At 67.6% G+C, this 25,249-nt stretch carries 26 protein-coding genes; 17 read left to right on the top strand and 9 right to left on the bottom strand.

The window, feature by feature from the left end; all coding sequences use genetic code 11:
* Positions 1–19: 19 nt before the first annotated feature.
* Entirely contained in the window at positions 20–868 is an 849-nt protein-coding gene (ephH, locus tag NF4_RS15100; protein WP_063127980.1) for an epoxide hydrolase EphH, read from the bottom strand.
* A 57-nt stretch (positions 869–925) separates the two neighbouring features.
* Between ephH and NF4_RS15105 the strand changes: the two genes are divergently transcribed.
* The 4 genes from NF4_RS15105 to NF4_RS15120 all read left to right on the top strand — a co-directional run bounded on the left by NF4_RS15105 (position 926) and on the right by NF4_RS15120 (position 4,393).
* Entirely contained in the window at positions 926–1,768 is an 843-nt protein-coding gene (locus NF4_RS15105; protein WP_084533138.1) for an exodeoxyribonuclease III, read from the top strand.
* A gap of 379 nt (positions 1,769–2,147) precedes the next feature.
* Positions 2,148–3,293 (top strand): RNA-guided endonuclease InsQ/TnpB family protein, encoded by a 1,146-nt coding sequence (locus tag NF4_RS15110; protein WP_063127981.1) that lies wholly within the window; start codon positions 2,148–2,150, stop codon positions 3,291–3,293.
* A gap of 123 nt (positions 3,294–3,416) precedes the next feature.
* Positions 3,417–3,914 (top strand): guanyl-specific ribonuclease, encoded by a 498-nt coding sequence (locus NF4_RS15115; protein ID WP_084533139.1) that lies wholly within the window; start codon positions 3,417–3,419, stop codon positions 3,912–3,914.
* Positions 3,914–4,393 (top strand): barstar family protein, encoded by a 480-nt coding sequence (locus tag NF4_RS15120; RefSeq protein ID WP_063127982.1) that lies wholly within the window; start codon positions 3,914–3,916, stop codon positions 4,391–4,393. Before NF4_RS15115 ends, NF4_RS15120 begins: the two co-directional genes overlap by 1 nt.
* A gap of 21 nt (positions 4,394–4,414) precedes the next feature.
* On the opposite strand, the gene NF4_RS15125 is transcribed toward NF4_RS15120, so the two are convergent.
* Positions 4,415–5,050, bottom strand: coding sequence for a TetR/AcrR family transcriptional regulator (locus NF4_RS15125; RefSeq protein WP_063127983.1), 636 nt, complete (start codon positions 5,048–5,050; stop codon positions 4,415–4,417).
* Positions 5,051–5,192: 142 nt separating this feature from the next.
* Here NF4_RS15125 and NF4_RS15130 point away from each other — a divergent pair, with 142 nt between their 5' ends.
* From NF4_RS15130 to NF4_RS15150, 5 genes are all read left to right on the top strand, one after another.
* Positions 5,193–6,131: an oxygenase MpaB family protein gene (locus NF4_RS15130; protein WP_063127984.1), complete on the top strand. Its 939-nt coding sequence runs from the start codon at positions 5,193–5,195 to the stop codon at positions 6,129–6,131.
* Positions 6,132–6,152: 21 nt separating this feature from the next.
* A complete protein-coding gene (trpS, locus tag NF4_RS15135; RefSeq protein WP_063127985.1) occupies positions 6,153–7,187 on the top strand; it encodes a tryptophan--tRNA ligase in 1,035 nt (344 codons plus the stop codon).
* A gap of 43 nt (positions 7,188–7,230) precedes the next feature.
* Positions 7,231–8,259, top strand: a complete 1,029-nt coding sequence (yhjD, locus tag NF4_RS15140; protein WP_063127986.1) for an inner membrane protein YhjD — start codon at positions 7,231–7,233, stop codon at positions 8,257–8,259.
* Positions 8,260–8,676: 417 nt separating this feature from the next.
* Entirely contained in the window at positions 8,677–9,918 is a 1,242-nt protein-coding gene (locus tag NF4_RS15145) for an MFS transporter (protein ID WP_063127987.1), read from the top strand.
* Positions 9,908–11,176 (top strand): ATP-grasp domain-containing protein, encoded by a 1,269-nt coding sequence (locus NF4_RS15150; RefSeq protein ID WP_063127988.1) that lies wholly within the window; start codon positions 9,908–9,910, stop codon positions 11,174–11,176. Before NF4_RS15145 ends, NF4_RS15150 begins: the two co-directional genes overlap by 11 nt.
* Positions 11,177–11,236: 60 nt before the next feature.
* On the opposite strand, the gene NF4_RS15155 is transcribed toward NF4_RS15150, so the two are convergent.
* The 5 genes from NF4_RS15155 to NF4_RS15175 all read right to left on the bottom strand — a co-directional run bounded on the left by NF4_RS15155 (position 11,237) and on the right by NF4_RS15175 (position 16,949).
* A complete protein-coding gene (locus NF4_RS15155) occupies positions 11,237–12,538 on the bottom strand; it encodes a D-alanyl-D-alanine carboxypeptidase family protein (RefSeq protein WP_063127989.1) in 1,302 nt (433 codons plus the stop codon).
* Positions 12,539–12,770: 232 nt separating this feature from the next.
* The gene (locus tag NF4_RS15160; protein ID WP_063127990.1) at positions 12,771–13,868 is read right to left on the bottom strand and encodes an adenosine deaminase; all 1,098 of its coding nucleotides are present in this window, start codon (positions 13,866–13,868) and stop codon (positions 12,771–12,773) included.
* Positions 13,869–13,941: 73 nt separating this feature from the next.
* The gene (locus NF4_RS15165) at positions 13,942–15,363 is read right to left on the bottom strand and encodes a thymidine phosphorylase (protein ID WP_084533141.1); all 1,422 of its coding nucleotides are present in this window, start codon (positions 15,361–15,363) and stop codon (positions 13,942–13,944) included.
* A 136-nt stretch (positions 15,364–15,499) separates the two neighbouring features.
* Positions 15,500–16,501, bottom strand: a complete 1,002-nt coding sequence (locus tag NF4_RS15170; protein ID WP_063127991.1) for an LLM class flavin-dependent oxidoreductase — start codon at positions 16,499–16,501, stop codon at positions 15,500–15,502.
* A 52-nt stretch (positions 16,502–16,553) separates the two neighbouring features.
* Positions 16,554–16,949, bottom strand: a complete 396-nt coding sequence (locus NF4_RS15175; protein WP_063127992.1) for a cytidine deaminase — start codon at positions 16,947–16,949, stop codon at positions 16,554–16,556.
* A 179-nt stretch (positions 16,950–17,128) separates the two neighbouring features.
* Between NF4_RS15175 and NF4_RS15180 the strand changes: the two genes are divergently transcribed.
* The 8 genes from NF4_RS15180 to NF4_RS15215 all read left to right on the top strand — a co-directional run bounded on the left by NF4_RS15180 (position 17,129) and on the right by NF4_RS15215 (position 24,156).
* Complete coding sequence (locus NF4_RS15180; protein ID WP_063127993.1) at positions 17,129–17,389, top strand: GreA/GreB family elongation factor; 261 nt, start codon at positions 17,129–17,131, stop codon at positions 17,387–17,389.
* Positions 17,390–18,029: 640 nt separating this feature from the next.
* Positions 18,030–18,428 carry a succinate dehydrogenase, cytochrome b556 subunit gene (gene sdhC, locus NF4_RS15185; RefSeq protein WP_084533142.1) on the top strand — a complete coding sequence of 133 codons (399 nt, stop codon included), beginning with the start codon at positions 18,030–18,032 and terminating at the stop codon, positions 18,426–18,428.
* A gap of 3 nt (positions 18,429–18,431) precedes the next feature.
* Positions 18,432–18,863, top strand: coding sequence for a succinate dehydrogenase hydrophobic membrane anchor subunit (locus NF4_RS15190; protein WP_030522532.1), 432 nt, complete (start codon positions 18,432–18,434; stop codon positions 18,861–18,863).
* Positions 18,864–18,879: 16 nt separating this feature from the next.
* Complete coding sequence (sdhA, locus tag NF4_RS15195; protein WP_063127995.1) at positions 18,880–20,679, top strand: succinate dehydrogenase flavoprotein subunit; 1,800 nt, start codon at positions 18,880–18,882, stop codon at positions 20,677–20,679.
* Complete coding sequence (locus NF4_RS15200) at positions 20,679–21,452, top strand: succinate dehydrogenase iron-sulfur subunit (protein ID WP_063127996.1); 774 nt, start codon at positions 20,679–20,681, stop codon at positions 21,450–21,452. Before sdhA ends, NF4_RS15200 begins: the two co-directional genes overlap by 1 nt.
* A gap of 141 nt (positions 21,453–21,593) precedes the next feature.
* Positions 21,594–22,511 carry a metal ABC transporter substrate-binding protein gene (locus tag NF4_RS15205; protein ID WP_063127997.1) on the top strand — a complete coding sequence of 306 codons (918 nt, stop codon included), beginning with the start codon at positions 21,594–21,596 and terminating at the stop codon, positions 22,509–22,511.
* Positions 22,508–23,242 (top strand): metal ABC transporter ATP-binding protein, encoded by a 735-nt coding sequence (locus tag NF4_RS15210; protein WP_063127998.1) that lies wholly within the window; start codon positions 22,508–22,510, stop codon positions 23,240–23,242. The genes NF4_RS15205 and NF4_RS15210 overlap by 4 nt, the downstream gene beginning before the upstream one ends.
* Positions 23,243–23,247: 5 nt before the next feature.
* The gene (locus NF4_RS15215) at positions 23,248–24,156 is read left to right on the top strand and encodes a metal ABC transporter permease (protein ID WP_030522527.1); all 909 of its coding nucleotides are present in this window, start codon (positions 23,248–23,250) and stop codon (positions 24,154–24,156) included.
* Between the two features lie 54 nt (positions 24,157–24,210).
* Here the strand turns inward: NF4_RS15215 and NF4_RS15220 are convergent, their stop codons facing one another.
* Entirely contained in the window at positions 24,211–24,894 is a 684-nt protein-coding gene (locus tag NF4_RS15220; RefSeq protein WP_084533146.1) for a JAB domain-containing protein, read from the bottom strand.
* 90 nt (positions 24,895–24,984) lie between these two features.
* Positions 24,985–25,182, bottom strand: a complete 198-nt coding sequence (locus tag NF4_RS15225; protein ID WP_030522525.1) for a type II toxin-antitoxin system VapB family antitoxin — start codon at positions 25,180–25,182, stop codon at positions 24,985–24,987.
* Positions 25,183–25,249: the final 67 nt, after the last annotated feature.

The following is a 25,249-nucleotide window of genomic DNA, read 5'->3' on the forward strand; positions in this document are numbered from 1 at the left end:
GCGCCGAAGGCGCGCCGATTTACACAGCGCGCAGGTGGTCGCGGCTGGCGTAGATGTGCTCGGCGATGAGGTTCGCGACCCGCTCCGGGGTCTCCAGCATCGGTACATGACCCGCTCGGCGCATCATGATCCGGTCCGCCGACTCCGGCAGTTCGCGTAGGAACCGGCGTCCGTAGGTCTGTGCCGGCAGGAAGCGGTCGGAATCGGCGAGGATCAGCCGGACCGGAGTGTTCAGCTCGGACATATCCGCCAGGCCCGGTCCGCGCAGCGTGGCGGCGACCAGCGGGCGCAGCGCCGGACAGTGCAGCGCCGCGCGGATCTGGTCGGCGATATCGGCGCGCGGGACGTCCTCGACATTGCGGACCAGCAGATGGGCGACCGCACGCCGGACCACCCGGCTGTCGGTCGGGAAATCACCCAGCTTCCGGCCGAATTCGATGAGCGGGGTCAACGCGATGAATTTGGCGGCCGCGTAGAGCTGCGCCGCCGAGGGGGTGCGCCAGCCGCCGGCCGGCGCGATGGCGGTGAGGGTGCGGGCGCGGCCGCGCCGGGCCAGTTCGAAACCCACCCAGGCGCCGAGTGAATTGCCGGCGATATGGCAGGTACGCCAGCCGAGGTCGTTGAGCTGGGCCTCGACCCGGTCGGCGATCGTCGGCACCGTGTAGTCGTCGTCGGAGAATTCCGGGCCGCCCCAGTGCCCGGCCAGCGCCGGGGTGAAGACCTCGCAGCGTGCCGCGAGACGGGCCGCGGTCTGCTCCCAGCAGTGCGGGGAGAGCAGGAAACCGTGGAGCAGCAGGAGCGGGGCGCCCGATCCCAGGTGCAGAGCCTTGACGGGTCCGGACGACGGGGTAGCGGAGGTGCCTGACATCGATGTCGTCACCCCTTCCTGGCAAGTAGCGGTGGCTTGTCATTGTACGGTCGATCGGTGCCGTACATCCTTTCCACTGTCAATGTCAACGGGGTCCGGGCGGCCGCGGGCAAGGGGCTGCTCGCCTGGTTGGCCCGAACCGAGGCCGATATCGTCTGCCTGCAGGAAACGCGTGCCGACGATGCCCAGGTGGCCGCCGCGCTCGCGCCCGCACTGGACGACGGGTGGTCGCTCGCCCACGCCGAACCCGGTGCCAAAGGCCGGGCGGGAGTGGGGGTGCTGGCGCGGCGTCCGATGCGATCGGTGCGGATCGGGATCGAACCGGACAGCGAGTTCGCCACCACCGGCCGCTACCTCGAGGTCGAGTTCGACGAGGTGACTGTCGCGAGCGTGTACGTCCATACCGGAGAGGCGGATACGCCACGGCAGGACGAGAAGTACCGGTTCCTCGACGAACTCGCCGCCCGGATGTCCACCCGCGCCGGTGCTTTCGTCATCGCGGGCGACTGGAATATCGCGCACACCGAACGAGACCTGAAGAACTGGAAGGGAAACCTGAAGAAATCCGGCTTCCTGCCCGCCGAACGGGCCTGGCTGGACCGGCAACTGGCGGCCGGATACGTCGATGTCGTCCGGGAACTCCACCCGGAGGGCGACGGTCCGTTCAGCTGGTGGTCGTATCGTGGGCGCGCGTTCGACAACGACACCGGCTGGCGGATCGACGCGGTTTACGCAACTGGGGATATCGCAGCCTCGGCGGTGTCGGCGGTGACAGAGAAGGCGGCTACTTACGCCGAACGCTGGTCGGACCATGCTCCGGTGACCGTGGAGTTCAACTGGCCTTATCCGGCGGCTGAAGCTACCCCTGCCGCGCTGGTGGGCGCCGGAAACTCGAGTTAGCCACCTCCACACGGGTACGGCTGGACTGCTGCGCGTGGAAAACGCTGCTTCGGCGGCAGCAATGGGCCGGTGAATCTGCTCGGGGGGTTGATTCGAGCAGCGATCGAACGCCGTCGGTAGCCGAGTTCCTTCGAGGTTCCGAGGGCATTCAATGGGTGCTGAACCCGAGTCGGTACCGTTACGCATCGCTTACCGGCTGGCGACGCGGCAACCGCCGCACGGGCGAAGCAGGCGGTGGTTGAACGTGCCGCGACCTACGCGGAACACTGGTCGAACCATGCTCCCGTGACCCGGAAGCGTAGCGCGCATGCCCGGTCCTTCAGGGCCGGGTCAGCGCATTAACGGCATCCTGACAGGATCGACTGTTATTCTGTCAGGCATGGCGTCGAAGGTGGTGAAGCGGGCGTACAAGTTCCGCTTCTATCCGTCGGACGAGCAATGCGAGCAGCTCGCCCGCACCTTCGGCTGTGTCCGCTACGTCTACAACCGTGCCTTGGACGAGCGGTCCCGCGCCTGGACGCAGGAGCAGCGGCGGGTCACCCATGCCGAGACGGACAAGATGCTCACGAGCTGGAAACGCGACCCCGACACGGCATGGCTCGCCGAACCGTCGAAGGGGCCGTTGCAGGCCGCACTGCGGAATCTGCAAGGCGCGTTCGACAAGTTCTGGCGCAAGCAAACCGGCTACCCCAGGTTCAAGAAGAAGGGCAAGAGCCGCGACTCGGCCCTCTACTACCGGGGGTGCTTCGTCTACCGCAACGGACGAATCACGCTCGCCAAACAGTCCGAGCCACTGGACATCCGCTGGTCCCGTCCGCTGCCGGAGGGGGCAGACCCGTCGCAGGTCACCGTCTCCCGCGACTCGGCGGGCAGGTATCACATCTCGATCCTGGTCGAGGACACGATCGTCGAGCACGTCCCTATCAAGGCGACGGTCGGCGTGGACGCGGGGATCTCCAGCCTTTACACGCTCTCCACGGGGGAGAAGATCGTCAACCCGCGGCACGAGCGCCGCGACCGCGAGAAACTCGCCAAGGCGCAGCGCAGGCTCGCGCACACGCAGAAAGGATCGAACAACCGGGCCAAGGCACGAACGAAGGTTGCCAAGGTCTATGCCCGCATCGCCGATCGGCGGCGGGACCATCTGCACAAAGTCTCGACTCGGCTGGTGCGCGAAAACCAAGCGATCGCCATCGAGGATCTGAGCGTGCGGAACATGGTCCGCAATCACAGCCTGGCGCGGGCGGTGTCGGATGCGAGCTGGTCGGAGTTCCGGTCGATGCTCGAGTACAAGGCGCAGTGGTACGGGCGGGAGCTCATCGCGATCGACCGGTTCTATCCGTCGTCGAAAACGTGCTCAGCGTGTGGGCACATCGTCGATGCGCTGCCGCTGAATATTCGGCAGTGGAGCTGCCCGCGATGCGCGGCGGTACACGATCGGGACCACAACGCTGCGAAGAACATTCTGGCCGCCGGGCTGGCGGTGTCAGCCTGCGGAGATGGTGTAAGACCTTCCCGCGCATAAGCGCGAGGAGGCGATCTCGATGAAACAGGAAGGCCCTGTCGTGAGTCAGGGAATCCCGGCCTTCAGGGCCGGGACGAGGTCAAGGTCCAGTATCGATGAAAAAGAAGTAGATAGGGGGTAGTCGTGCGTGCGAAAGTTGTGAAGGTCCTGTCGGCGGTGGGTGCGGTGCTGGTGGCCGTCGTGGTCGCCCTGCTCAGTACCCAGGTGGGCGGGGACGACAGCGGGTCGCCGGCCGCGGCGGCTCGGTCGGAGACCACGGTGACCTCCACATCGGCCATTCCGAAGCCCGCACCGGGCCGGACCACGGCGTCCGATGCCCCGGTGGTGTCGAAGGTGGCGGGGGTGCCCGATCGTGCCTACGTCACACTCGCGGAGATCGATGCCGGGCGCTGGCCCGATTCGGCGAACGCGCCGGGCACCAAGGGCGGCGTCCCGTTCGGGAACCGGGAGGGCCGGCTGCCCGCCGCGGACTCCGCGGGCAAAAGGATCAAATACCAGGAATGGGATGTGAACCCTAAGAAACCGGGACAGTCCCGCGACGCCGAACGTATCGTCACCGGCAGCGACGGCTCGGCCTGGTACACCGGCGACCACTACGACACCTTCACCAGGATGCGCTGATGGCCGAACCTGTCCTGCTGGCCGATTTCCTCACCCTCCCGCGCCACGGATCGACAGCCACCGTCGCCCCGCCGGCCGTGGGCGTGGCGACCGTGGACGCCGCCGAGTTCAGCCGGGTGCGCTACGGCGCGCCCGCCGGTTACCGGGTGCGCGAAGTCCGCGGCAGCCGGATGCGCACGGTGGCGGCGTTGTTCGACGAATTCGCGGCGGCGTTGCAGTTTCCGTACTACTTCCGGCCGAACAAGGACGCCTTCGACGAGTGCCTGTTCAACCTCGAGGACCTGCTCGGGGACGCCACCGGCTATGTGGTGGCCGTCCGCGATGCCGAGCAACTGCTCGCGGACGCGCCGGGGGAGCGGGAGTGGTTCGATTCGGTGCTCACCGAATGCGCGGAATTCTGGACCTCGCGGGAGGTGGCGTTCCGGGTCGTGCTGCAGGGGGCGCCGGAGGGACTGACCGCGGTTCCCGTCCGCGTCTGACCGCCCCGTGCGCGGAACGGTTCATTTGCCTCGGTGCGCGAAATCCTCACCGAGCAGGACGAAGACGTCGGTGGTGTAATCGATCAGCTCGTCCCGGCCGATCGGCAGATCACCGCGTACCCAGCCGGTCAGCGTCTGGACCAGCCCGCCCACCAGGTAGGTCGCCCGGAAATCGATCACCGGGTCCGGCGCCGGGTCGGTGACCCCGTAGAACTCGATCCCTTCACTGGCCACCAGCCGGGCGAAGACCCGGATCGTCTCGGTGGTGCGCGCCCGTAACTGCGGGGTCGCCATCGCGGCGACCATGGTGACCTCGGTTTTGCGGGGATCGTCGGTGAGCAGGTGGATACCGGCGGTGATGGCCGCGTGCGCCTTGGCCCGCGAATCCTCGCCGGCGGTCTGCAGGGCCGCCGCGATGGCGATCACCAGTTCCTCGGCGATACCGTCCACCAGCGCGGTGAGTACGTCGTCGCGGCTGCTGAAACTCTCGTAGTAGTAGCGCTCGTTGAGGCCCGCCTCCGAGCACATCCCGGACACGGTGAGCTTGTCCAGGCCCTGGGTTCCGATGATCTCGAGTGCCGCATCGAGCAACGCGGTGCGCCGTTGGATCCGCCGTTCCTCCGCGGACAAACCGCCATAGGTGCGCTGCGCTGCCATAGCTGGAGTTTATGCGCGCCGGACGCGCGCTGATGAACACGGCAATTTGGGAACAGGTCTTGCCAGAAACTACTCAACTGGTGGATGCTATTGCCAGATGCGGGTGCGCAGTGCTCGACGTGGAGCGGACCAGGAGGCTGAGATGGCCGTGGACACCGGATACTTTTCCGACGACTCGATGATCCGGCGGGTGATGCGCAAACGCGCCGTAGGCCTCACCTACGGGCTGCGGGCGCTGGTGATCGGCGCGGTGAACCCGCTGCTCTACGTGGGGACCGCCGAATCGACCGAACATCGCGACACCCCCTACACCCGGCTGGCGCTCACCGGGAAACTCTTCGAAGCCGTCTTCTTCGGGAGCCGGGAGGAGGCCGACCGGGCGCTGGAGTTCACCGGGAAGAAGCACGCGACGGTGAAGGGCCGGCTACCCGAGGACGCGGGGGCGCACCACCCGGCGGGGTCGGCCTACTCCGCCTATGACCCGCACCTGAGCTTCATGACCATGGCGTTCACCTTCGACTCGGCCGAGGTCATGTACGACCTGCTGGTCCGGCGGCTCAGCGATACCGAACGCGAGGACCTGTACCAGGACTATGTGCGCTGGGGTGAGCTGTTCGGTATGCCGCGGGCGGCGGCGCCGGCGGACTATCGGGCGTTCCGGGCATACTTCGACAGCTACCTGGCCTCCGACGAGCTGTTCCTCACCGGCGAGGCGCGCAAGGTGGGCAACTATCTGTCCGGGCACACGGTGCCCTACCCGCAGCGTGCGCCGGGCCGGCAGGTGAGCTCGGCGTACTACCTGCTGGTCCAGGGCAGCCTGCCGGGGCGGATCCGCGAAATGTACGGGATCGAGTGGAAACGTACCGACGAGATCGCCTACCGCGGGCTGGCGCAGTCGGTGCGCAATGCGCACAGCGTGCCCTCGGTGCTGGTACCGCGGCCGGTGAAAACCGTGCTCAACGGGCCGAGCGCACCGGTGTACCGGCTGATCACGAAGCAGGAGCAGCGTCTGGCCCGGGAGGGGAAGCGCAGTATGCCCGGGATCGATCCGCGCAAGTGGGCGGAGCGAAATTCGGCTTGAACCGCATGCGAAGATCGGGGCATGTCCAGTCCTGCGCAGACCCCGGCCGCCGGGGAACGTAAACAGCGGGTGCTCTCCGGTATCCAGCCGACCAGTGCCTCGTTCCACCTCGGGAACTATCTCGGTGCCCTGCAGTACTGGGTCAATATGCAGGACGAATACGACACGCTGTACTTCATCCCGAATATGCACGCGATCACGGTGGCGCAGGATCCCAAGGAACTGCGCCGCCGCACCCGGGTCGCCGCGGCGCAGCTGCTGGCACTGGGTATCGACCCCCAGCGCTCGACCCTGTTCGTGCAGTCACAGGTGCCCGAGCACGCCGAACTGACCTGGGTGCTGAACTGCATCACCGGCTTCGGTGAGGCGAGCCGGATGACCCAGTTCAAGGACAAGTCGGTGAAACAGGGGGCGGAGAACACCACCGTCGGCCTGTTCACCTATCCGGTGCTGATGGCGGCCGATATCCTGCTCTACCGGGCCCATCAGGTGCCGGTGGGGGAGGACCAGCGTCAGCATCTCGAGCTCACCCGCAACCTCGCCCAGCGGTTCAACACCCGGTTCAAGAAGACCTTCGTAGTGCCGGAGGCCCATATCGTCAAGGGCACCGCGAAGATCTACGACCTGCAGGATCCCACCGCGAAGATGAGCAAGTCCGCGAGTTCGGACGCGGGTCTGATCAACCTTCTCGACGACCCCAAGGTGACGGCGAAGAAGGTGCGCTCGGCGGTCACCGACACCGAGCGCGAGATCCGCTACGACGTCGAGCACAAGCCGGGTGTCAGCAATCTGCTGGTGATTCTGTCGGCGCTGACCGAGACGCCGATCGTGACGCTGGAGAAGGATTACGCCGGCCGCGGGTACGGCGATCTGAAGGTCGACGTCGCCGACGCACTGGCCGAATTTGTCACGCCGTTGCGTGCGAAAGTGGAAGAGTACATGGCGGATCAGGGTGAACTCGATCGCATACTCGCCACGGGAGCCGAGCGTGCGCGCGAGATCGCCGGCAACACTCTCGCACAGGTTTACGACCGGGTCGGGTTTCTGACCCACTGATATCGGTCCGCGGCCGTGCGTGTGGCGATGAGGGGCGCGAACAGTGCAGGTGATCGACAACGGCAAGGCCGCAGTCCAGCGTGTGATCGGACAGCGGCCGTGGCTCGACCATCTGGTGCGCGCGGCCGGTAGATATCAGAGTCAGCGCGGCGACTACTACGCGGCGGGCATTACGTATTTCACTGTGCTGTCGCTGTTCCCACTGCTGATGATCGCCTTCGCCATCGCGGGTTTCGTGCTCGCGGGCAATGCCGAGCTGCTCGGTGAACTGCAGGAGAAGGTCGTCGAGAACATCCCGGGCGAGATGGGTGATCAGCTCAACGATCTGATCGACCAGGCGGTGCGCTCGCGCGGGACGGTGGGTGTGCTCGGCCTGCTCACCGGGTTGTACTCCGGTCTCGGCTGGATGGCGAACCTGCGCAAGGCGCTCACCGAACAGTGGGAGCAGCCCTCGGACGAGGACAACTGGCTGCGCACCAAACTGTCGGACCTGGGTGCGCTGCTGGGTCTTTTCCTCGCTCTGGTGGTGTCACTCGGGTTGTCGGCGGTGGCGTCGAGCCGGCTCGGCGTGCAACTGCTCGAACTGGTGGGGCTCGACGAGATGCCCGGGGTGCGCTGGCTGCTGTGGCTGCTGTCCACGGTGCTCGCCATGGTGGCCTCGTGGGCGCTGTTCGCCTGGATCATTGCCCGGCTGCCCCGGGAGCCGGTCACCTTGCGTAGCGCTCTGAAGGCCGCGGCACTGGCGGCGGTGGGCTTCGAGATCTTCAAGAATATCGCGGGGTTCTATATGCGGTCGGTGTTGAACAGCCCGGCCGGCGCCGCCTTCGGCTCGATCATCGGCATCATGGTGTTCAGTTATGTGGTCTATCGGATCATTCTGTTCGCCACGGCCTGGGCGGCGACCGCGCGGGAGAACGAGCAACTGGCCTCGGTGCCGGTCCCCGCGCCGGCGCTGATCCGGCCGCGAATGGACAGCGGACGGCCGGGGTTCGTCGGTGGTGCCGCGCTGTTCGGCGCGGGCGCGCTCGCCACACTGGGGATCACTCGGTTGCGCCGCCGCCGCCGCGGCTGAGCGGCGCGCCCGGACGCGCGTAACTCGGCGGAACACCGGCTGTTCGGTCATATTTCATCTCGGCGGCCCGGGCCCGAACTGCGGGCGGCCGGTGGGCGACATATTCGAATACTCCGGTGCCCAATCGGCGCTTCACATGGTCCGCCCGGTCGTATTCACCTCGGCGGGGTACTCGAGTACCCCGTCGGGTAAGTGCTTATGCGCCCGAATGCGGATGTTTCGGTTCGCATGACGGATGTTCCGGGTCGGCGCTTGTCATATCGTCCGATCCGAGGCAGCTCGGTTCCCGGAAATTCACCGGGGCGCAGAGTATTCGGCATGCTGCCGAGCAGAGGAGGACCCGGTGGATTCCGAGGCGGCGACCCGGCATCCCACACCAGAGATGGTGCGCCCGGCGGATTCGAGGCGGAGGGCCCGTTGGTCGTCGCGTTAGCCGGCAAGCGGAAACCACCGACGTTTCCCGCGGAAGTATGGATCATTTCGATCACCACCTTTCTGAGCAGGTCGGTCGGCTTTCTGGCGCTGTTCTCCACGGTGTTCTACAAATCGATGGGGCTGAGTCCCTCGGCGCTGACCCTCGCATTGTTCGCGGGTGGTTTCACCGGTGTACTCGGCTCGGTCGCCGGCGGCTGGTTCGCCGCCCGTTTCGGCTCCACCGATGTGCTCATCGCCGGATCCTTCCTCAATGTTCCGCTGCTGTACCTGCTCGGTATGTCGACGAATGATCCGGTACCGGCCATTGTGCTCGCCTCGCTGAGCGTGGCGCTGACGCAATCGTTCTCGGGGCCGGCGGCGGCGCTGGTCACAGGATCGGCCTACGCGGGAAATACCGTCACGGTGGTCGCTTTCCATCGGATTTTCCTGAGCAGCGGTGTCACGGTGGCTCCGATCATGGTTTCCGCGGTGGGTGAGCACAACTTCTCGATGCTGTTCTTTCTGTCCGCGCTCGGATCGGCGGGTACCGCCGCGTTCCTGTTCTCCGAGCGCGGCAGACTCCGGGGTGCCGAGGCGTTGGCGGCGGCGCGGGAACGAGAAGCACCCGCGCCCGATCTCGTCTCCGATTCCGCCGCGGCGGTACCGTACGACCCGTCCCGCGTGTCGCGGCTGTGGGCGGTGGTTGTGGTATTCGGCATTGCCATGGCGGTCTACGCGCAGAGTATGAGTGGAATTCCCCTCTCGGTCGAGAAGATTTCCGACGACGGTCGGCTCTACAGCGTCCTGCTCGTCATCAATTCGCTTTTCATCATCTTCTTCGAGCTGCCGATCAGTACGTTGACGGCAAGACTGAAATGGAACTACGCGCTGGGGCTCGGGATCTTGGTCACCGGGCTCGGGCTCGTCGTCTGCGGCGCGGGCTCGAGCTGGACCGTGTGCATTATCGGATTCGTGCTCTTCTCGCTGGGCGAGGCCATTTTCATCCCGCAGGCGAGCGCTTCGATAGCCGATATCTCGACTCCTGCGGAGAACCCCAGGTACCAGGGATACCTGTCGGCCGCCCAGTCCTTCGGTTTCGCGGTGGGCCCGGGTCTCGGCGCCTTCGGGGTGCTGCACGACAGCGCGCTGTACTGGACGCTCGTCATCCAGATCTCGTTCGCCGCGGGTGCGGTGGCGGTAGTTGCAGGAATGTCCAAGGACAGGAGTTCGGTTCGTGGCGGATAATTCGGTATTGATCGTGGATCCCGTGAGCTCGGGAAAGCTGTATCCCCGGGTGCTCCAGCAGTACGGGATCGAACCCATCCTCCTGGACACCGACCATGCGCTGGTATCGGAATTCCGTACCGCCCCCACTCCGGGGGCCCTGGATTTCGCCGCCGATCTCGGTAATTCGTATGAGGCGCTGCTGCGTATGTGCACGGAGCGGTCGGTCGCCTATGTCATCGCCGGATCCGAACCCGGTGTCGAATTGGCCGAGCGGCTCCGCGCCGACATTCCGGGTTGCCCGGCCGGTGAGACGGTGCTACCGCAGCGAAGATGGGACAAGCAGTACATGTTCGAGGCCCTGGCCGCGGCCGGGGTTCCGACATTGACCACCCGGGCCGTCCCCGCCGGTCACGACGCCGTCCCGGCCGAAGCGGTGGCCGAACTACGCGCGGGCCGCAAGCTGGTGGTGAAACCGGCCCGCGGTGCCGCCTCCGTCGGGGTCCGGCTGGTCGAGACCCCCGGCCAGTTGGCCGAGGCGGTCACCGCGATCACCGACAGCGCCGGACTGTTCGGTGGCACCTCGGCCGCCCTCGTCCAGGAGATGTACCCGGCCCCCCGGGTGGAATACGCCGTGGACACTTTCTCCACTCCGGCCGGACACGAACTCGTCTGTGTCACCGTGTACGACAAATGGGTTTCGGAGTCCGGTGATTTCGTCTACGAGAAGGGCCGGTGGCTCGACCACGACGATCCGATCGTGCGGGAACTGGCCGAGTACGCGCGCCGGGTGCTCGATGCTCTGGGAATGCGGATCGGGCCCGCGCATATGGAGATCATGTCCGGCCCGCTGGGCCCCCGGCTGATCGATTTCGGGGCGCGCGCCCACGGCATCGGTCACCCGCAGCACACCCATGTGCTGACCGGTACTTCGCAGATCCACCGCGAGAGCGAATACATCGCCGAACTCTTCGGCATGCGCGCGCCGGCCGAACGCGACAGCGGCTATGTACTGTCCCGGCGCGGTGCGCTGGTGCTGCTCAGTGTCGAGCGGGAGGCCCGGTATCTGGGCGGCGCCGAGGCGGAACTGGCGGACCTGCCCGGTGTGCGGGAGGTCCGGATGGCGGCCGAGCCGGGGAAGATCTATCCGGCGACCAGATCCATGATGGATTCGGTGGCGCTCGGTCTGGTGTTCGTGGTCGCGGATACCGCCGACGAACTGGATTTCCGGTGCGTCGAGGTGCGGAAGCGGGCCGGCGACTTCTTCACCACGGACTGATTTCGGGCCGGCCGGGGGTGGTGAGGGCCCCCGGCCGGCGCTATCGGCGGGAGCTTCCGGTTACCGCTGACGGGTGCGTACGTGCCAGGTACCGAGCAGCAGAATCGGCACCAGGATCAGACCCGCGACCATGAGCAGCATCCACAGTTCGTCGAATTCACCGCCGCCCGGGCCCTGTGCCGAATACGCCACCGCATCCTCCGGCGGCGGCACCGCGAGCCCCGGTGCGCTGACCACGGATTCGTCGTCGTCGCCGGGGATATCGCCGACCTGCGCACCCGGGGCGAGCGCGAAACCGTAGTCGAGCAACCGGGCCGCCTGTTCCCACGGGCGGATCGGCAGCACATCGGCCTGGAGCAGGGTCACCGCCAGCCTGCGGCCGTCGCGTTCGGCGGCGGCGACGAAGGTCTGGCGGGCGTCGTCGGTGTAACCGGTCTTTCCGCCCAGTGCCCCGGGATAGTTGTAGAGCAGTCCGTTGTCGTTCGCGATCGGGAAGCCGGGATGGTCCTGGTCGCCGGGGATGCGCGGGTCGGGCGGGTAGCCGGGGAAGTCGAACTGCTCGGTGCCGATCATCTCCGCGAACAGCGGGATCGACATGGCCTCCCGGAACAGCAGCGACAGGTCGTAGGCCGAGGTGCTCATACCGGGCCCGTCGAGACCGGACGGAGTGGCCGCGCGGGTGTCGTAGGCGTGCAGTGATTCGGCGAGGTCGTTCATCTTCACCACCGCCACGTCGTCGCCGCCCAGTTGAGCGGCCAGCGCGTGGGCGGCATCGTTGCCCGATGCCATCACCAGGGCGTGCAGCAACTGCCGGTTGCTGTAGCGGCCACCCGGACCGATCCCGACCCTGGTGCCCTCGACATCGGCGTCGGCCTGGGTGCCCACGACGACCTTGTCCAGGTCCAGGGTGCGCAGCGCGACGATCGAGAGCAGCACCTTGATGGTGCTGGCCGGGCGGTACCGGCCGTGTGGGTCCTTGGTGGCCAGGACGGCGCCGGTGTCCAGGTCGGAGACCATCCAGGCGGTCGCGGAGATATCGGCGGGCAGCGCCGGCGCGCCGGTGGGCAGAACCACACCGCATTCGCCGAGCCGTTTCCCGCCGATCGGGGAATCGGGGACCGGCAGCGGCGTCGGCGCCGATTCACCGGGTTCCGGGACCTCGGAGGCATCGATTGCCGGCGGCGGCTGTGTCTTCTGCGGGCAGGTATCGGTGACGGGAGTGGTGAAAGGAGTGGTGGTGGGTGGCGCGGGCTGCGCTGCCGCGCTCCCGCAGACGGTGAGTGGTCCGGCCGCCAGAATCGCGGCGGAGAGCACCGAACCGAGGAGACGGGCGGTGCGCTGGTGTAGCAACCTGTTGTACATATCGACGCCGAGCCTAAAGGGCGCTGCCGGGCGTGGCCTGTCCACAGTCCGCGCACGGCCGGAGCGAAGGCGGAGGTACGCCTAGAGGGCGCTGCCGGGCGTGGCCCGTCCACAGTCCGCGCACGGCCGGAGCGAAGGCGGAGGTACGCCTGGAATCCCGGCGTGCCGGATGTGCGCCACGGGCTCCCACCGGTGGCTTCCGTACCGACCGGTATTCCGGCCGGGCGCCGGTTCAACCCAGCAGCACGGCGTATCCCGGTTTGATGATGTCGTCGATGATCCGCAGCCGCTCCGGGAACGGGATGAACGCCGATTTCATCGCGTTGATGGTGAACCGTTCCAGATCGCTCCAGCCGTAGCCGAAGGTCTGGTGCAGTTTGAGCATCTCCCGGCTCATGCTGGTATCGCTCATCAGGCGATTGTCGGTGTTCACCGTGACCCGGAAACGCAGCCGCGCCAACAGGTCGAACGGGTGTTTGTCCAGTGCGGGCACCGCGCCGGTCTGCACATTCGACGAGGGGCACAGTTCGAGCGGCACGCGGGTGTCGCGTACATACGCCGCCAGCCGCCCGAGCCGGGCATTCTCGACCGCGCCGGACACCTCGATATCGTCGACGATCCGGACGCCGTGCCCGAGCCGGTCGCAGCCACAGAACGCCAGCGCCTCGTGAATGGACGGCAGCCCGAAGGCCTCACCGGCGTGGATGGTGAAATGCGCGTTGTTGACCCGCATGTACTCGAAGGCGTCCAGATGCCGGGTGGGCGGGTATCCGGCCTCCGCGCCCGCGATATCGAATCCGCAGACACCCCGGTCGCGGAAGCGGACCGCCAGTTCCGCGATCTCCCGGGACCGCGCCGCGTGCCGCATGGCGGTCAGCAGACAGCGCACCACGATGGGCTGTCCCGCCGCGGCGGCGGCCGCCTCACCCGCGGCGAACCCGGCCAGTACATGTTCGACCACCTCGTCGAGGGTCAGGTCCTTTTCGAGATGTTGTTCGGGCGCGAACCGCACCTCGGCGTAGACGACCCCGTCCGCGGCCAGATCCTCGGCGCATTCGCGGGCCACCCGGTGCAATCCCTGCGGGGTCTGCATCACCGCGACCGTATGGGTGAAGGTCTCCAGATAGCGTTCCAGCGAGCCGCTGTCGGCCGCGTCCCGGAACCAGCGCGCCAGGGCTTCGGCATCCGTCGCGGGGAGCCGGTCGTATTCGCAGTCCGCGGCCAGTTCGAGCACGGTGGCGGGCCGCAGACCGCCATCGAGATGATCATGCAGCAGCGCCTTCGGTGCCCGGCGCAGTGTGGCGAGATCCAGCGGCAGAGGTCCGGTCATATGCCGACGGTATCGCCGAATGTCGCGGCGGTCAGCCGGACGGCCCGAAAGGTTCCACCTCGTCGACGGGCGCTCACTTCGAATTCCCTTCGTGGTCAGCGGCCGGATGCGGGTGGTTGTGTGCGGTACCCGGGCCGGACCGGGCGGGCGGGTGACCGGGATACCGGTGTGGCGACCAGTGCTGTCCGGGGCACTGCGCGTCGCCGGCGACCCGGTCGAGGACGAGCGGGCCGGGTGCGGGCCGGTCGGTGGATCCGGTCTCCACGGTGAATGCCTCGGCCAAGGCCTCGAACGCGCGGGGGAACGCCGCCGGAGTGCCGGTGTGCAGGGTGAGCAGCAGTTGTCCGGCGGTGACCCGGTCGCCGGGGCCCGCATGCCACTGCACGCCCGCGGCGGCCTGGACCGGGTCGCCCTGCCGGGCGCGGCCGGCGCCCAGGCGCCAGGCGGCGATACCGACCCCGCGCGCATCGAGGTGGGTCAGGGTTCCCGACGCCGGGGCGGACAGCGTTTCGGTATGCGCGGCCGTAGGCAGTGGGGCGAGGGGGTCACCACCCTGGGCGCGGATCATCGCGGTCCAGCGGTCCATGGCGCGGCCGTCGGCGAGCGCGTCGGCGGGATCGGTGTCCAGACCCGCCAGCGTGACCATCTCGCGCGCCAGGGCCAGCGTCAACTCCACGATATCGGCCGGTCCGCCGCCCGCGAGCACCTCGACGGCCTCGGCGACCTCGAGCGCGTTGCCCGCGGTACGGCCCAGCGGGGTGTCCATCGCGGTGAGCAGCGCCACAGTCCGCACGCCCGCGTCGGCGCCCAGTTCGACCATGGCGGTGGCCAGCGCGTGCGCCTCGTCGCGGGTACGCATGAACGCGCCGGACCCGACCTTCACATCCAGCACCAGGGCGGCGGTGCCCTCGGCGATCTTCTTGCTCATGATGGAACTGGCGATCAGCGGGATGGATTCGACCGTGCCGGTGGTGTCGCGCAATGCGTAGAGGCGCTTGTCGGCGGGCGCCAGATCGGCGCCGGCCGCGCAGACCACGCAGCCCGCCGCCGGGTCGGTGAGGATCTCGCGCATCCGGTCCGGGGCGATATCGGCCCGCCAGCCCGGAATCGATTCCAGTTTGTCCAGTGTGCCGCCGGTGTATCCCAGTCCACGGCCGGACAGCTGCGGTACTGCCGCGCCACAGGCGGCGACCAGCGGAGCCAGCGGCAGGGTGATCTTGTCGCCCACGCCGCCGGTGGAATGTTTGTCGACCGTCGGTCGCGGGAGATCGGTGAAGTCCAGCCGTCGGCCCGACCGCAGCATCGCCTCGGTCCAGCGCGCGGTCTCGCGCCGGTTCATCCCGCGCAGCACGATCGCCATGGCCAGCGCCGCCATCTGCTCGTCGGCCATCTCGCCGCGGGTGAAAGCGGCTATGGCCCAATCGATCTGCGCGTCGGACAGTTCGCCGCCGTCGCGTTTGGTCCCGATGATCGATACCGCGTCGTGTGCCGTCACGCCACCAGTCTGGCAGCGCCGCGGCGGTCGTGCCGGGGTGTGCCGAGCCGGGCCCCGGCGGCCCGCCGGCTTCGCCTACCCGGATACGTCGGGGCGTCGCGACCGCGGCGGGCAGGCCGCCCGGCGTGGCCGGAAACTACTCCTGGAGTGCCCGCAGGGTCTCGAGGCGGTGCTGCACCGTGGGCCCCGTGGGGGTCACGATGATCTCGTCCGCGCCGGTGTCCTTCACCAGCGTGCCGAGCCGGTCGAGGACCTGCTCGCGAGTGCCGATCGCCTGGTCGGCGTTGCGGTCGTCGACGAAGGCGTTCTCCGCGTCCGACCAGGGGTACTCCTCCGCCTCGGCCAGGGTCGGTATGCGCTGCGGCAGCTGACCGGTGCGCATTCGCAGCTGGACCAGGCTCTGCGGGAGGGTGCGCCGACGGGCCTCCGCGGCGGAGTCGGCGACCACGGTTGCCACGGCCAGCATCGAATGCGGTTCGCTGAGCACCTCGGAGGGGCGGAACTCGCTGCGGTACAGCTCGAACACCAGCGGGGTGTTGCGTCCACCGGCGAAGTGATGGGCGAACGCGAACGGCAGACCCATCATCGCCGCCAGCCGGGCACTGAAATCGCTGGAACCGAGCAGCCACATCTCGGGGGTGTCGCCGTTACCGGGCACCGCCTGGATACGGTCGCCCTGTCCGCCGCGCAGTGGGGGGATCGTCCCGAAATAGGCGAGCAGTTCCACCACCTGTTTCGGGAAGTCCTCCACCGCCTCGGCCGCCGCGCCGCGCCGGATGGTGGCCGAGATGAGCGGATCGGTCCCGGCGGCCCGGCCCAGCCCCAGGTCGATGCGGTCACCGTAGAGCGCGACCAGGGTGCCGAACTGTTCGGCGACCACCAGCGAGGAATGGTTGGGCAGCATCACCCCGCCGGAACCCACCCGGATCCGTTCGGTCGCCGCGGCCACCCCGGCGATCAGCACCGGCGGCGCCGAGCTCGCGATACCCGGCATGCCGTGATGCTCGGCCACCCAGAACCGGCGGTACCCCAAACGCTCGGCCTCGCGGGCGACGGTCAGGGTGTCGGCGAGCGCCTGCCGATGCGATCCGTCGGCGGCGACGGCGGCCAGGTCGAGCACGGAGAGGGGAACTGTCATACCCGGACCAACCCGTTCGGCGCCGCCGGGATTCCACGGCGGCGGAGGAGGGTCAGGCCCGGCCGGCGGCGAGGTCGTCGGGACCGAAGGCGTCCGCCAGCAGCCGGCCCAGCGGTACCGGCCCATCGGGGTGGTCGATGAGCAGTTCCTGCCCGCCGAACTCGTAGAGCACCTGGCGGCAGCGACCACAGGGCAGCAGGATCGCGCCCCGGGAATCGCAGACCGACACGGCAAGCAGCCGCCCGCCGCCCGCGGTGACGTTGTTGCCGGCCAGCACGCATTCCGCGCAGAGGCCCAGCCCATAGGACACGTTCTCGACATTACAACCGACCGAAATCGTGCTGCCGTCCCAACCGGCCGCCCCGACCGGAAATCTGGAATAGGGGGCATAGGCGCGTCGCATGGCGGTGTGCGCGCTGGTGCGAAGAAGATTCCAGTCGATATCCATAGCTGCTCCCGCGTCCGTGGGCGACCCACCGGGTCCCGGCCCAGCCTGCCGCATCACCGTGTCCGCCGCGCGCCCGCGCGCACGATCTGTTCCGAGCGGATGTGAAACACGTCGTTCCGCTCGGAGATACGTAGAGTGCCCGGCCGCTCGGTCCGGGACCCCTCACCAGGAAGGTGCGAATGACGCTTCCGAAGTTCCTCATCGTCATGGTGTATTCGAAGTTGCTGCTGTCCAGGCTCGATGCCTTCGACAAGGTCGAGGTACGGATGGAGTACCAGATCGTGCCCGATCACGAGGCCGATCCCGCCGTCGGCAAGTACCCGCAGAGCGCGCCGGCGAGTCAGGCCCTGCTGGGTCAGGTGCCCGGGGATATCGTCGAGACCGTTTTCAACTACGGGGCCGTGCGGCTACGGGTCGATTCGATCCACGAGGGCGACTGATCCGGCATGGTTCCACCGGCGGGCCGCTCCGGGTAGGCGGCGGCCGGTGGGCCGGCTCGTCCGCTCGGTCCGGGCCGGGCTGCGGTCCGCGCGCAATTCCGGGGGGTATCGCGGAAAGACTTTCGACGTCGCGGGGATCTGTCCGCTACTCTTGAGTAACTTCGTCTCCCGTACTGAGACATTTTGCACATTGCCGCTGCGCGCAATGGCGAGATCGGCATTGTGAGCCGGCGTGCGCGAGGAAAATCGGGCGGTGCGCGCATGTGCTGCGGACCGGATGTGAAATCCGCTGCACACCAGGGTTTTGCGGAACAATTCGATGTCGCCGGAAGGTTCTGGAGGTAGGCGATCGAGGGCGCGACGAACCCGCCGCGGAACCCCTTCACCGCCCTACAAAGGTAAACCTAACCTGTGTGATCTGGGCGCAACGCGCGGCACGCCGAATTAGTTCCCCGATTGCCAGAGGATTAGAGTCCAGAACAGATCGGTTCAGGTTCGGCGGCGGCGAGCCCTATCGACAGCGGCCCCGGAGTCGGCCCCTGTCGGCCGCGGGTTGGTACGCCACCGATTTCCGGCCCGCCACACCGGTGCCGGGATCTGCGACCGGGTCCATCAACGATGTTGGAGGCACCGAAACTCTATGGCCACGATAGAAGCTCCGGCTCAGCCGAAGCGCAAAACGCTGTACCGAGGCGACCCCGGAATGTGGTCCTGGGCCCTGCACCGGATCACCGGTGTCACGGTTTTCTTCTTCCTTTTCGTGCACGTCCTGGACACCGCGCTCGTACGGGTCAGCCCGCAGATGTACGACGAGACGATCGCGGTCTACAAGACCCCCATCGTCGCGCTCATGGAAATGGGCCTGGTCTTCTGCGTGCTGTTCCACGCGCTCAACGGTGTGCGAGTGATCCTGGTGGACTTCTGGTCCAACGGACCGCGCTACCAGAAGCAGATGCTCTGGGGCATCATCGGGCTCCTGGTCGTGCTCCTGGTGCCCTCGATCGGCCGCATGTTCTACCTACTGTTGACGGAGCACTGAGCCATGTCTGCACCCGTTCTCGGCAAGTCCTACGACCGTCCGGCGAGCCTGGACCTGCCCCGCTCGCCGCGTTCGCACGCCAGCGGGAACTTCGAGAAGTACGCGTGGCTGTTCATGCGCTTCTCCGGTCTCGCGCTCATCGTGCTGGTCTTCGGTCATATGGCGATCATGCTGCTGCTCGACGGCGGCGTGAAACGGCTGAACTTCGCCTTCGTGGCCGGCCGGTGGTCCAGCCCGTTCTGGCAGATCTGGGATCTGGCCATGCTGTGGCTGGCGCAGCTGCACGGCGGTAACGGTGTGCGCACCGTGATCGCCGACTACTCGCGCAAGGATTCGACCCGGTTCTGGCTGAACACGCTGCTGGTGCTGTCGATGATCCTGATCATGGGCGTGGGCACCTACGTCATCTTCACCTTCGATCCCAATATCAGTTAGGAACGGGCCCCCTCGCATGAGTGAGAGCAGCGAACGAACCAGCGCGACAGTTGAGTCTCGACCTGTTCAGGAGCACCGCTACGACGTCGTGATCGTCGGTGCCGGTGGCGCGGGCATGCGGGCGGCCATCGAGGCCGGCCCGCGGGCGCGGACCGCGGTGCTGACCAAGCTGTACCCCACCCGCAGCCACACCGGCGCGGCCCAGGGCGGTATGTGCGCGGCCCTGGCCAACGTCGAAGAGGACAACTGGGAGTGGCACACCTTCGACACGGTCAAGGGTGGCGACTACCTGGTCGACCAGGACGCGGCGGAGATCATGGCCAAGGAGGCCATCGACGCGGTGCTGGACCTGGAGAAGATGGGTCTGCCGTTCAACCGCACGCCCGAGGGCAAGATCGACCAGCGCCGCTTCGGCGGGCACACCCGTGACCACGGCAAGGCCCCGGTCCGGCGTGCCTGCTACGCCGCCGACCGGACCGGTCACATGATCCTGCAGACGCTGTACCAGAACTGCGTCAAGCACGATGTCGAGTTCTACAACGAGTTCTACGTGCTGGACCTGGTGCTGACCGATACCGATCGCGGTCAGGTCGCCACCGGTGTGGTCGCCTACGAGCTGGCCACCGGTGAGCTGCACGTCTTCCACGCGAAGTCGATCGTCTTCGCCACCGGCGGCTCGGGCCGGATGTACAAGACCACCTCCAACGCGCACACGCTGACCGGTGACGGTATGGCGATCGTGTTCCGTAAGGGGCTGCCGCTCGAGGATATGGAATTCCACCAGTTCCATCCCACAGGCCTGGCCGGCCTGGGCATCCTCATCTCCGAGGCGGTCCGCGGTGAGGGCGGCATCCTGCGCAACGCCGACGGCGAGCGGTTCATGGAGCGCTACGCGCCCACCATCAAGGACCTCGCGCCGCGCGATATCGTCGCCCGTTCCATGGTGCTCGAGGTGCTCGAGGGCCGCGGCGCCGGACCGAACAAGGACTACGTCTACATCGACGTGACCCACCTCGGCGAGGACGTCCTCGAGGAGAAGCTGCCCGATATCACCGAGTTCGCCCGCACCTACCTCGGTGTGGACCCGGTGAAGGAACTGGTGCCGGTGTTCCCGACCTGTCACTACGTGATGGGCGGCATCCCCACCCGCATCCAGGGCGAGGTGCTGAAGAACAACACCGATATCGTGCCCGGCCTGTACGCCGCCGGCGAATGCGCCTGCGTCTCGGTGCACGGAGCGAACCGGCTCGGCACCAACTCGCTGCTCGATATCAACGTGTTCGGCCGCCGCGCCGGTATCGCCGCCGCGGAATACGCCCACCGCGCCGAATTCGTCGATATGCCGGAGAACCCGGCGCAGATGGTGCAGGACTGGCTGGCGCTGATCCTGTCCGACCACGGCAACGAGCGGGTCGCCGATATCCGCACCGAACTGCAGCGGTCGATGGACAACAACGCGTCGGTGTTCCGCACCGAGGACACCCTCAAGCAGGCTCTCACCGATATCCACGCGCTCAAGGAGCGCTACGCCCGGATCACGGTGCAGGACAAGGGCAAACGCTACAACAGCGATCTGCTCGAGGCCGTCGAACTCGGCTTCCTGCTGGAGTTGGCCGAAGTCACGGTGGTCGGGGCGCTCAACCGCAAGGAGTCGCGTGGCGGGCACGCGCGCGAGGACTACCCGGACCGCGACGACGTGAACTTCATGCGGCACACGATGGCCTACAAGGAGGGTGCGGATCTCCTCTCCGATATCCGCCTCGACTTCAAGCCGGTGGTGCAGACCCGTTACGAGCCGATGGAGCGTAAGTACTGATGACCGCTGTAGCCGAGAATCCGACGGCCGCGAACCCGGCGCCGGTCCCCGAGGGTTCGACCATGATCACCGTCAAGGTGGCGCGGTTCAACCCCGAGGACGGTCAGGGTCAGCGCTGGGAGTCGTTCCAGGTGCCCGCGCTGTCGACGGATCGTTTCCTGAACATCCTCATCTACATCAAGTCCTATCTGGATGGCACCCTCACCTTCCGGCGCTCCTGCGCGCATGGTGTGTGCGGGTCCGACGCCATGCGGATCAACGGGGTGAACCGGCTGGCCTGCAAGGTCCTGATGAAGGACATGCTGCCGAAGAGCGGTAAGCCGGTCACCATCACCGTCGAACCCATCCGCGGTCTGCCGGTCGAGAAGGACCTGGTCGTGGACATGGAACCGTTCTTCGACGCGTTCCGGGCGGTGAAGCCCTACCTCATCACCTCCGGTAACGAACCGACCTTCGAGCGGATCCAGAGCCAGGCCGACCGTGCCCGGTTCGACGACACCACCAAGTGCATCCTGTGTGCCTGCTGCACCACGTCCTGCCCGGTGTACTGGCACGACGGCAGCTACTTCGGCCCGGCCGCGATCGTGAACGCGCACCGCTTCATCTTCGACAGCCGCGACGAGGCCGCCCGGGAGCGCCTGGACATCCTCAACGAGGTCGACGGTGTGTGGCGCTGCCGCACCACCTTCAACTGCACGGATGCCTGCCCGCGTGGTATCGAGGTCACCAAGGCCATTCAGGAGGTCAAGCGGGCGTTGCTGTTCGCCCGCTGACCCCGGCCTGCTTCGACAGAACCGCTCCCGTGCCCCGCGCGGGGGCGGTTTTGCGTTGCCGGTCATTCGTATTTCGTCACGCGAACTTGATAATTCGGGTACCCGAACTTACCATTCTGACTGGAAGGCGGGTGGTTCGGTATGCAGATGTTTCCCCGGATCGCCGCCGTGCTCGCGGCCTGCGGTCTCACCATCGTGCTCACCGCCTGCGAGACGTTCCATCTGCCACGTACCGGTAAACCGGTCGTCGTCACCTCCTTCACCGTGCTCGCCGATATCGCGTCGAACATCGCGGGCGGCCACCTCGAGGTGCAGTCGCTCACCAAGCCCGGTGCCGAGATCCACGGGTACGAGCCCACCCCGGGCGATATCAAACGTGCCGCCAAAGCGGATCTGATCCTGGACAACGGCATGAACCTGGAGGCCTGGTTCGGACAGTTCGTCGCCGACCTGGACGCCGAGCACATCACCGTGAGCGACGGGGTCGCCTCGGTCCCGATCACCTCCGACGCCTACGCCGGGAAACCCAATCCACACGCCTGGATGTCGCCACTGAACGTGCGCACCTATGTGGACAACATGGTCGCGGCCTTCTCCCGGCTCGTGCCCGAGCACGCGGCGGACTTCCGCGCCCACGGCGAGGTCTACAAACAGCGATTGCAGCAGGTCCACGACGAACTCGTCGCCGACCTCGCCGGCCTGCCCCGCCGCCAGCGCGCGCTGGTGACCTGCGAGGGCGCCTTCTCCTACCTGGCCCGTGACGCGGGCCTGTCGGAGTACTACATCTGGCCGGTCAACGCCGAGCAGCAGGCCACCCCGCAGCAGATCACCCGGGTCATCGAATATGTTCGTGACCACGAGGTCCCGGCGGTGTTCTGCGAATCCACGGTCTCCGACGCCCCGATGCGCCGGGTGGTCGAGGCCACCGGGGCGAAATTCGGCGGGGTGCTCTACGTGGATTCGCTGTCGGCGGCCGACGGCCCGGTACCGACCTATCTCGACCTCATCCGGCACGACGCCGAAACCATCGCCGCAGCACTCACCGGGAGCAGGCCATGACAGTCCCCGCGATCGACATCGACGGCGTCACCGTCTACTACGGCGAAGTCCAGGCACTCGACCAGGTCCGGCTGACGGTGGACGCCGGCCGCGTCTGCGCGCTCATCGGGATGAACGGGTCCGGGAAATCGACCCTGTTCAAAACTCTCATGGGCATGATCACTCCCGACCGCGGCACGGTCCGGATCGGCGGTGCGAAGCCGGTCGCGGCCCGGCGGGCCGGGCTCCTCGGTTATGTCCCGCAGAACGAGGCCGTGGACTGGTCGTTCCCGCTGTCGGTGCGCGATGTGGTGACCACCGGCCGGTACGGCCGGATGGGATTCACCCGGCGGGCGAGCCGGGCCGACCGGGCGGCCGTGGACGAGGCGCTGGAACGGGTCGAACTGACCGATCTGGCCGACCGTCAGATCGGACGGCTCTCCGGCGGCCAGCGCAAACGCGCGTTCGTGGCCCGCGGTATCGCCCAGGGCGCCCGGATCCTGCTCCTCGACGAACCGTTCGCCGGGGTGGACAAACGTTCCGAGGCGACCATCACCGGACTACTCCGCGAACTCGCGGCCGAGGGGGCGACCGTGCTGATCTCCACCCACGATCTGCATGCCCTGCCCGGCCTGGCCGACGAAGCCGTACTGCTGATGCGGCGGGTGCTCGTCCACGGCGACCCCGAGGAGGCGCTGCGGCCGGAGAACCTCGCCCTCGCCTTCGGCCTCGACGTCATCGGACAGCGGTGAGCGCGATGGACCTCATCGAATTCCTACTCGAACCGATGCGCTACGCGTTCATGGTGCGTGCCCTGACCGCCAGCCTTGTCGCGGCCATCGTCTGCGGACTGCTGTCCTGTTGGCTGGTCCTGGTGGGCTGGTCGCTGATGGGGGACGCGGTCTCGCACGCGGTGCTGCCGGGCGTGGTTCTGGCCTATATCGCGGGGGTACCGTTCGCTGTCGGGGCGGTGATCTTCGGGTTCCTGGCGGTCGGGTTGATCGGCCTGGTCCGGGACACCAGCCGCGTGAAGGAGGACGCCGCCATCGGCATCGTGTTCACCACGCTGTTCGCCTTCGGCCTGGTACTCGTCTCGGTGACCCCCAGCAATACCGACCTCAACCACATCATCTTCGGCAACCTGCTGGGCGTGAGCCAGGAGGAACTGATCCAGATCGCGGGGCTGGCCGCCCTGGTATTCGTCGCACTCGTGCTCAAACGCCGCGATTTCACGCTGTACGCGTTCGACCCCACCCACGCCTACGCGCTCGGACTGAACCCGCGCCTCCTGGGCGCGGCTCTGCTCGGCTTGCTCGCGCTGACCTCGGTGGTGGCCCTGCAGGCGGTCGGGGTGATCCTGGTGGTGGCCATGCTGATCATCCCCGGTGCGACCGCCTACCTGCTCACCGACCGGTTCGGGCGGATGCTGGTGATCGCCCCGGCGCTCTCGGCGATCTGCGCGGTCACCGGCCTGTACGTGAGCTATTACGCCGACACCGCACCCGGAGCCACCATCGTGCTGGCCCAGGGCGTCGTCTTCACCGCGGTCTATCTGTTCGCGCCCCGGCAGGGCCTGATCGGTTCCCGGCTGGCGGCCGGGCGCCGCCGGGCGCGCGAGGTGTCCGGAGAGCCGACGGCTGCCGTGGCCGTCGAACCGCCCACCTGACGGGCCGGGGGTGCCGGGAACACGATCACGAACGGCGGCCCGGGAGGGTGGGATTCACGGGAAGGCATCCTCGAACGGGGCGGCCCGCCGCCAGCAGTCGCCCGCGATCACCACATGGTCCAGAAACCGCAGGCCGACCGTCCGTGCCGCCGCGGCGAGCAGCGTGCTGGCCCGGCGATCGTCCGGGCTGGGAGTCGGGTCACCGGAGGGATGATTGTGCGCCAGCGCGAAGGCGCGACCGTCGTGGCGCAGGACCGTGTTCAGGATCTCGCGCACCGGAACCGCGACCTCGTCGATGGCGCCCTCGGCGACGAAGACCCGCTGCCGTGGCCGGTTGCGCGCATCGCAGATCAGCACCAGCAACCGCTCCACGCGAGCCCCGGCGAACAACGGGGCGGCCTCCCGGGCCACATCCTCGGCGCGCAGCAGTGGCGCCGGGGCCTGCGCGCCGCTGCGGGCCCGGGCGGCGAGCTGGAACGCGGCGGCGATGGCCGCGGCCTTGGCCACTCCCACGCCGGGCCGGCGCAGCAGTTCCTCGGGCCGTGCCGAGGCCAGTCCGCAGACTCCGCCGAACTCGGTGAGCAGGGCGAGGGCGAGTTCGACCGCGCTCTCGCCGCGGCGGCCCTGACCGAGCAGCAGGGCGAGCAGCTCACCGTCGTTCAATGCCTGCGGGCCGAGCGTGCACAAACGTTCCCGCGGTCGCTGTGACCTGGGCAGATCGGTGATCGGTATCGGCATGATTCCCCCTCCGGATTCCGTGGTCATCATGCCAGCGGGTACCGACAGTTCCGGAGGGTTCGCCGGGCTCGGGGCGGATGCCCGGCTGGATCAGCCGTCGACCACCGCGGGCTGCGGTGGACGGCTCAGCGCCGACGCCGCCAGCCGCTCGAAATGCCGTAGCTGCCGCTCGTGCACCACGATCCGGCGCAGTGCCTCGTGAATGGTCGCCTTGTTCGACGCCGTGCCCATGATGGCCCCGGCGGCCGCCAGCAGATCCTGATCGAGCTCGATCCGCACTGTCGGCATGCGTCCTCCTTAGTACATCCGCCGTGGTGCGGCGGCATTGTTACCGCCGCCCGGGACGAACCGGGCA

Source organism: Nocardia fusca NBRC 14340 (genome assembly GCF_001618425.1).
GTDB classification, from domain to species: Bacteria; Actinomycetota; Actinomycetes; order Mycobacteriales; family Mycobacteriaceae; genus Nocardia; species Nocardia fusca.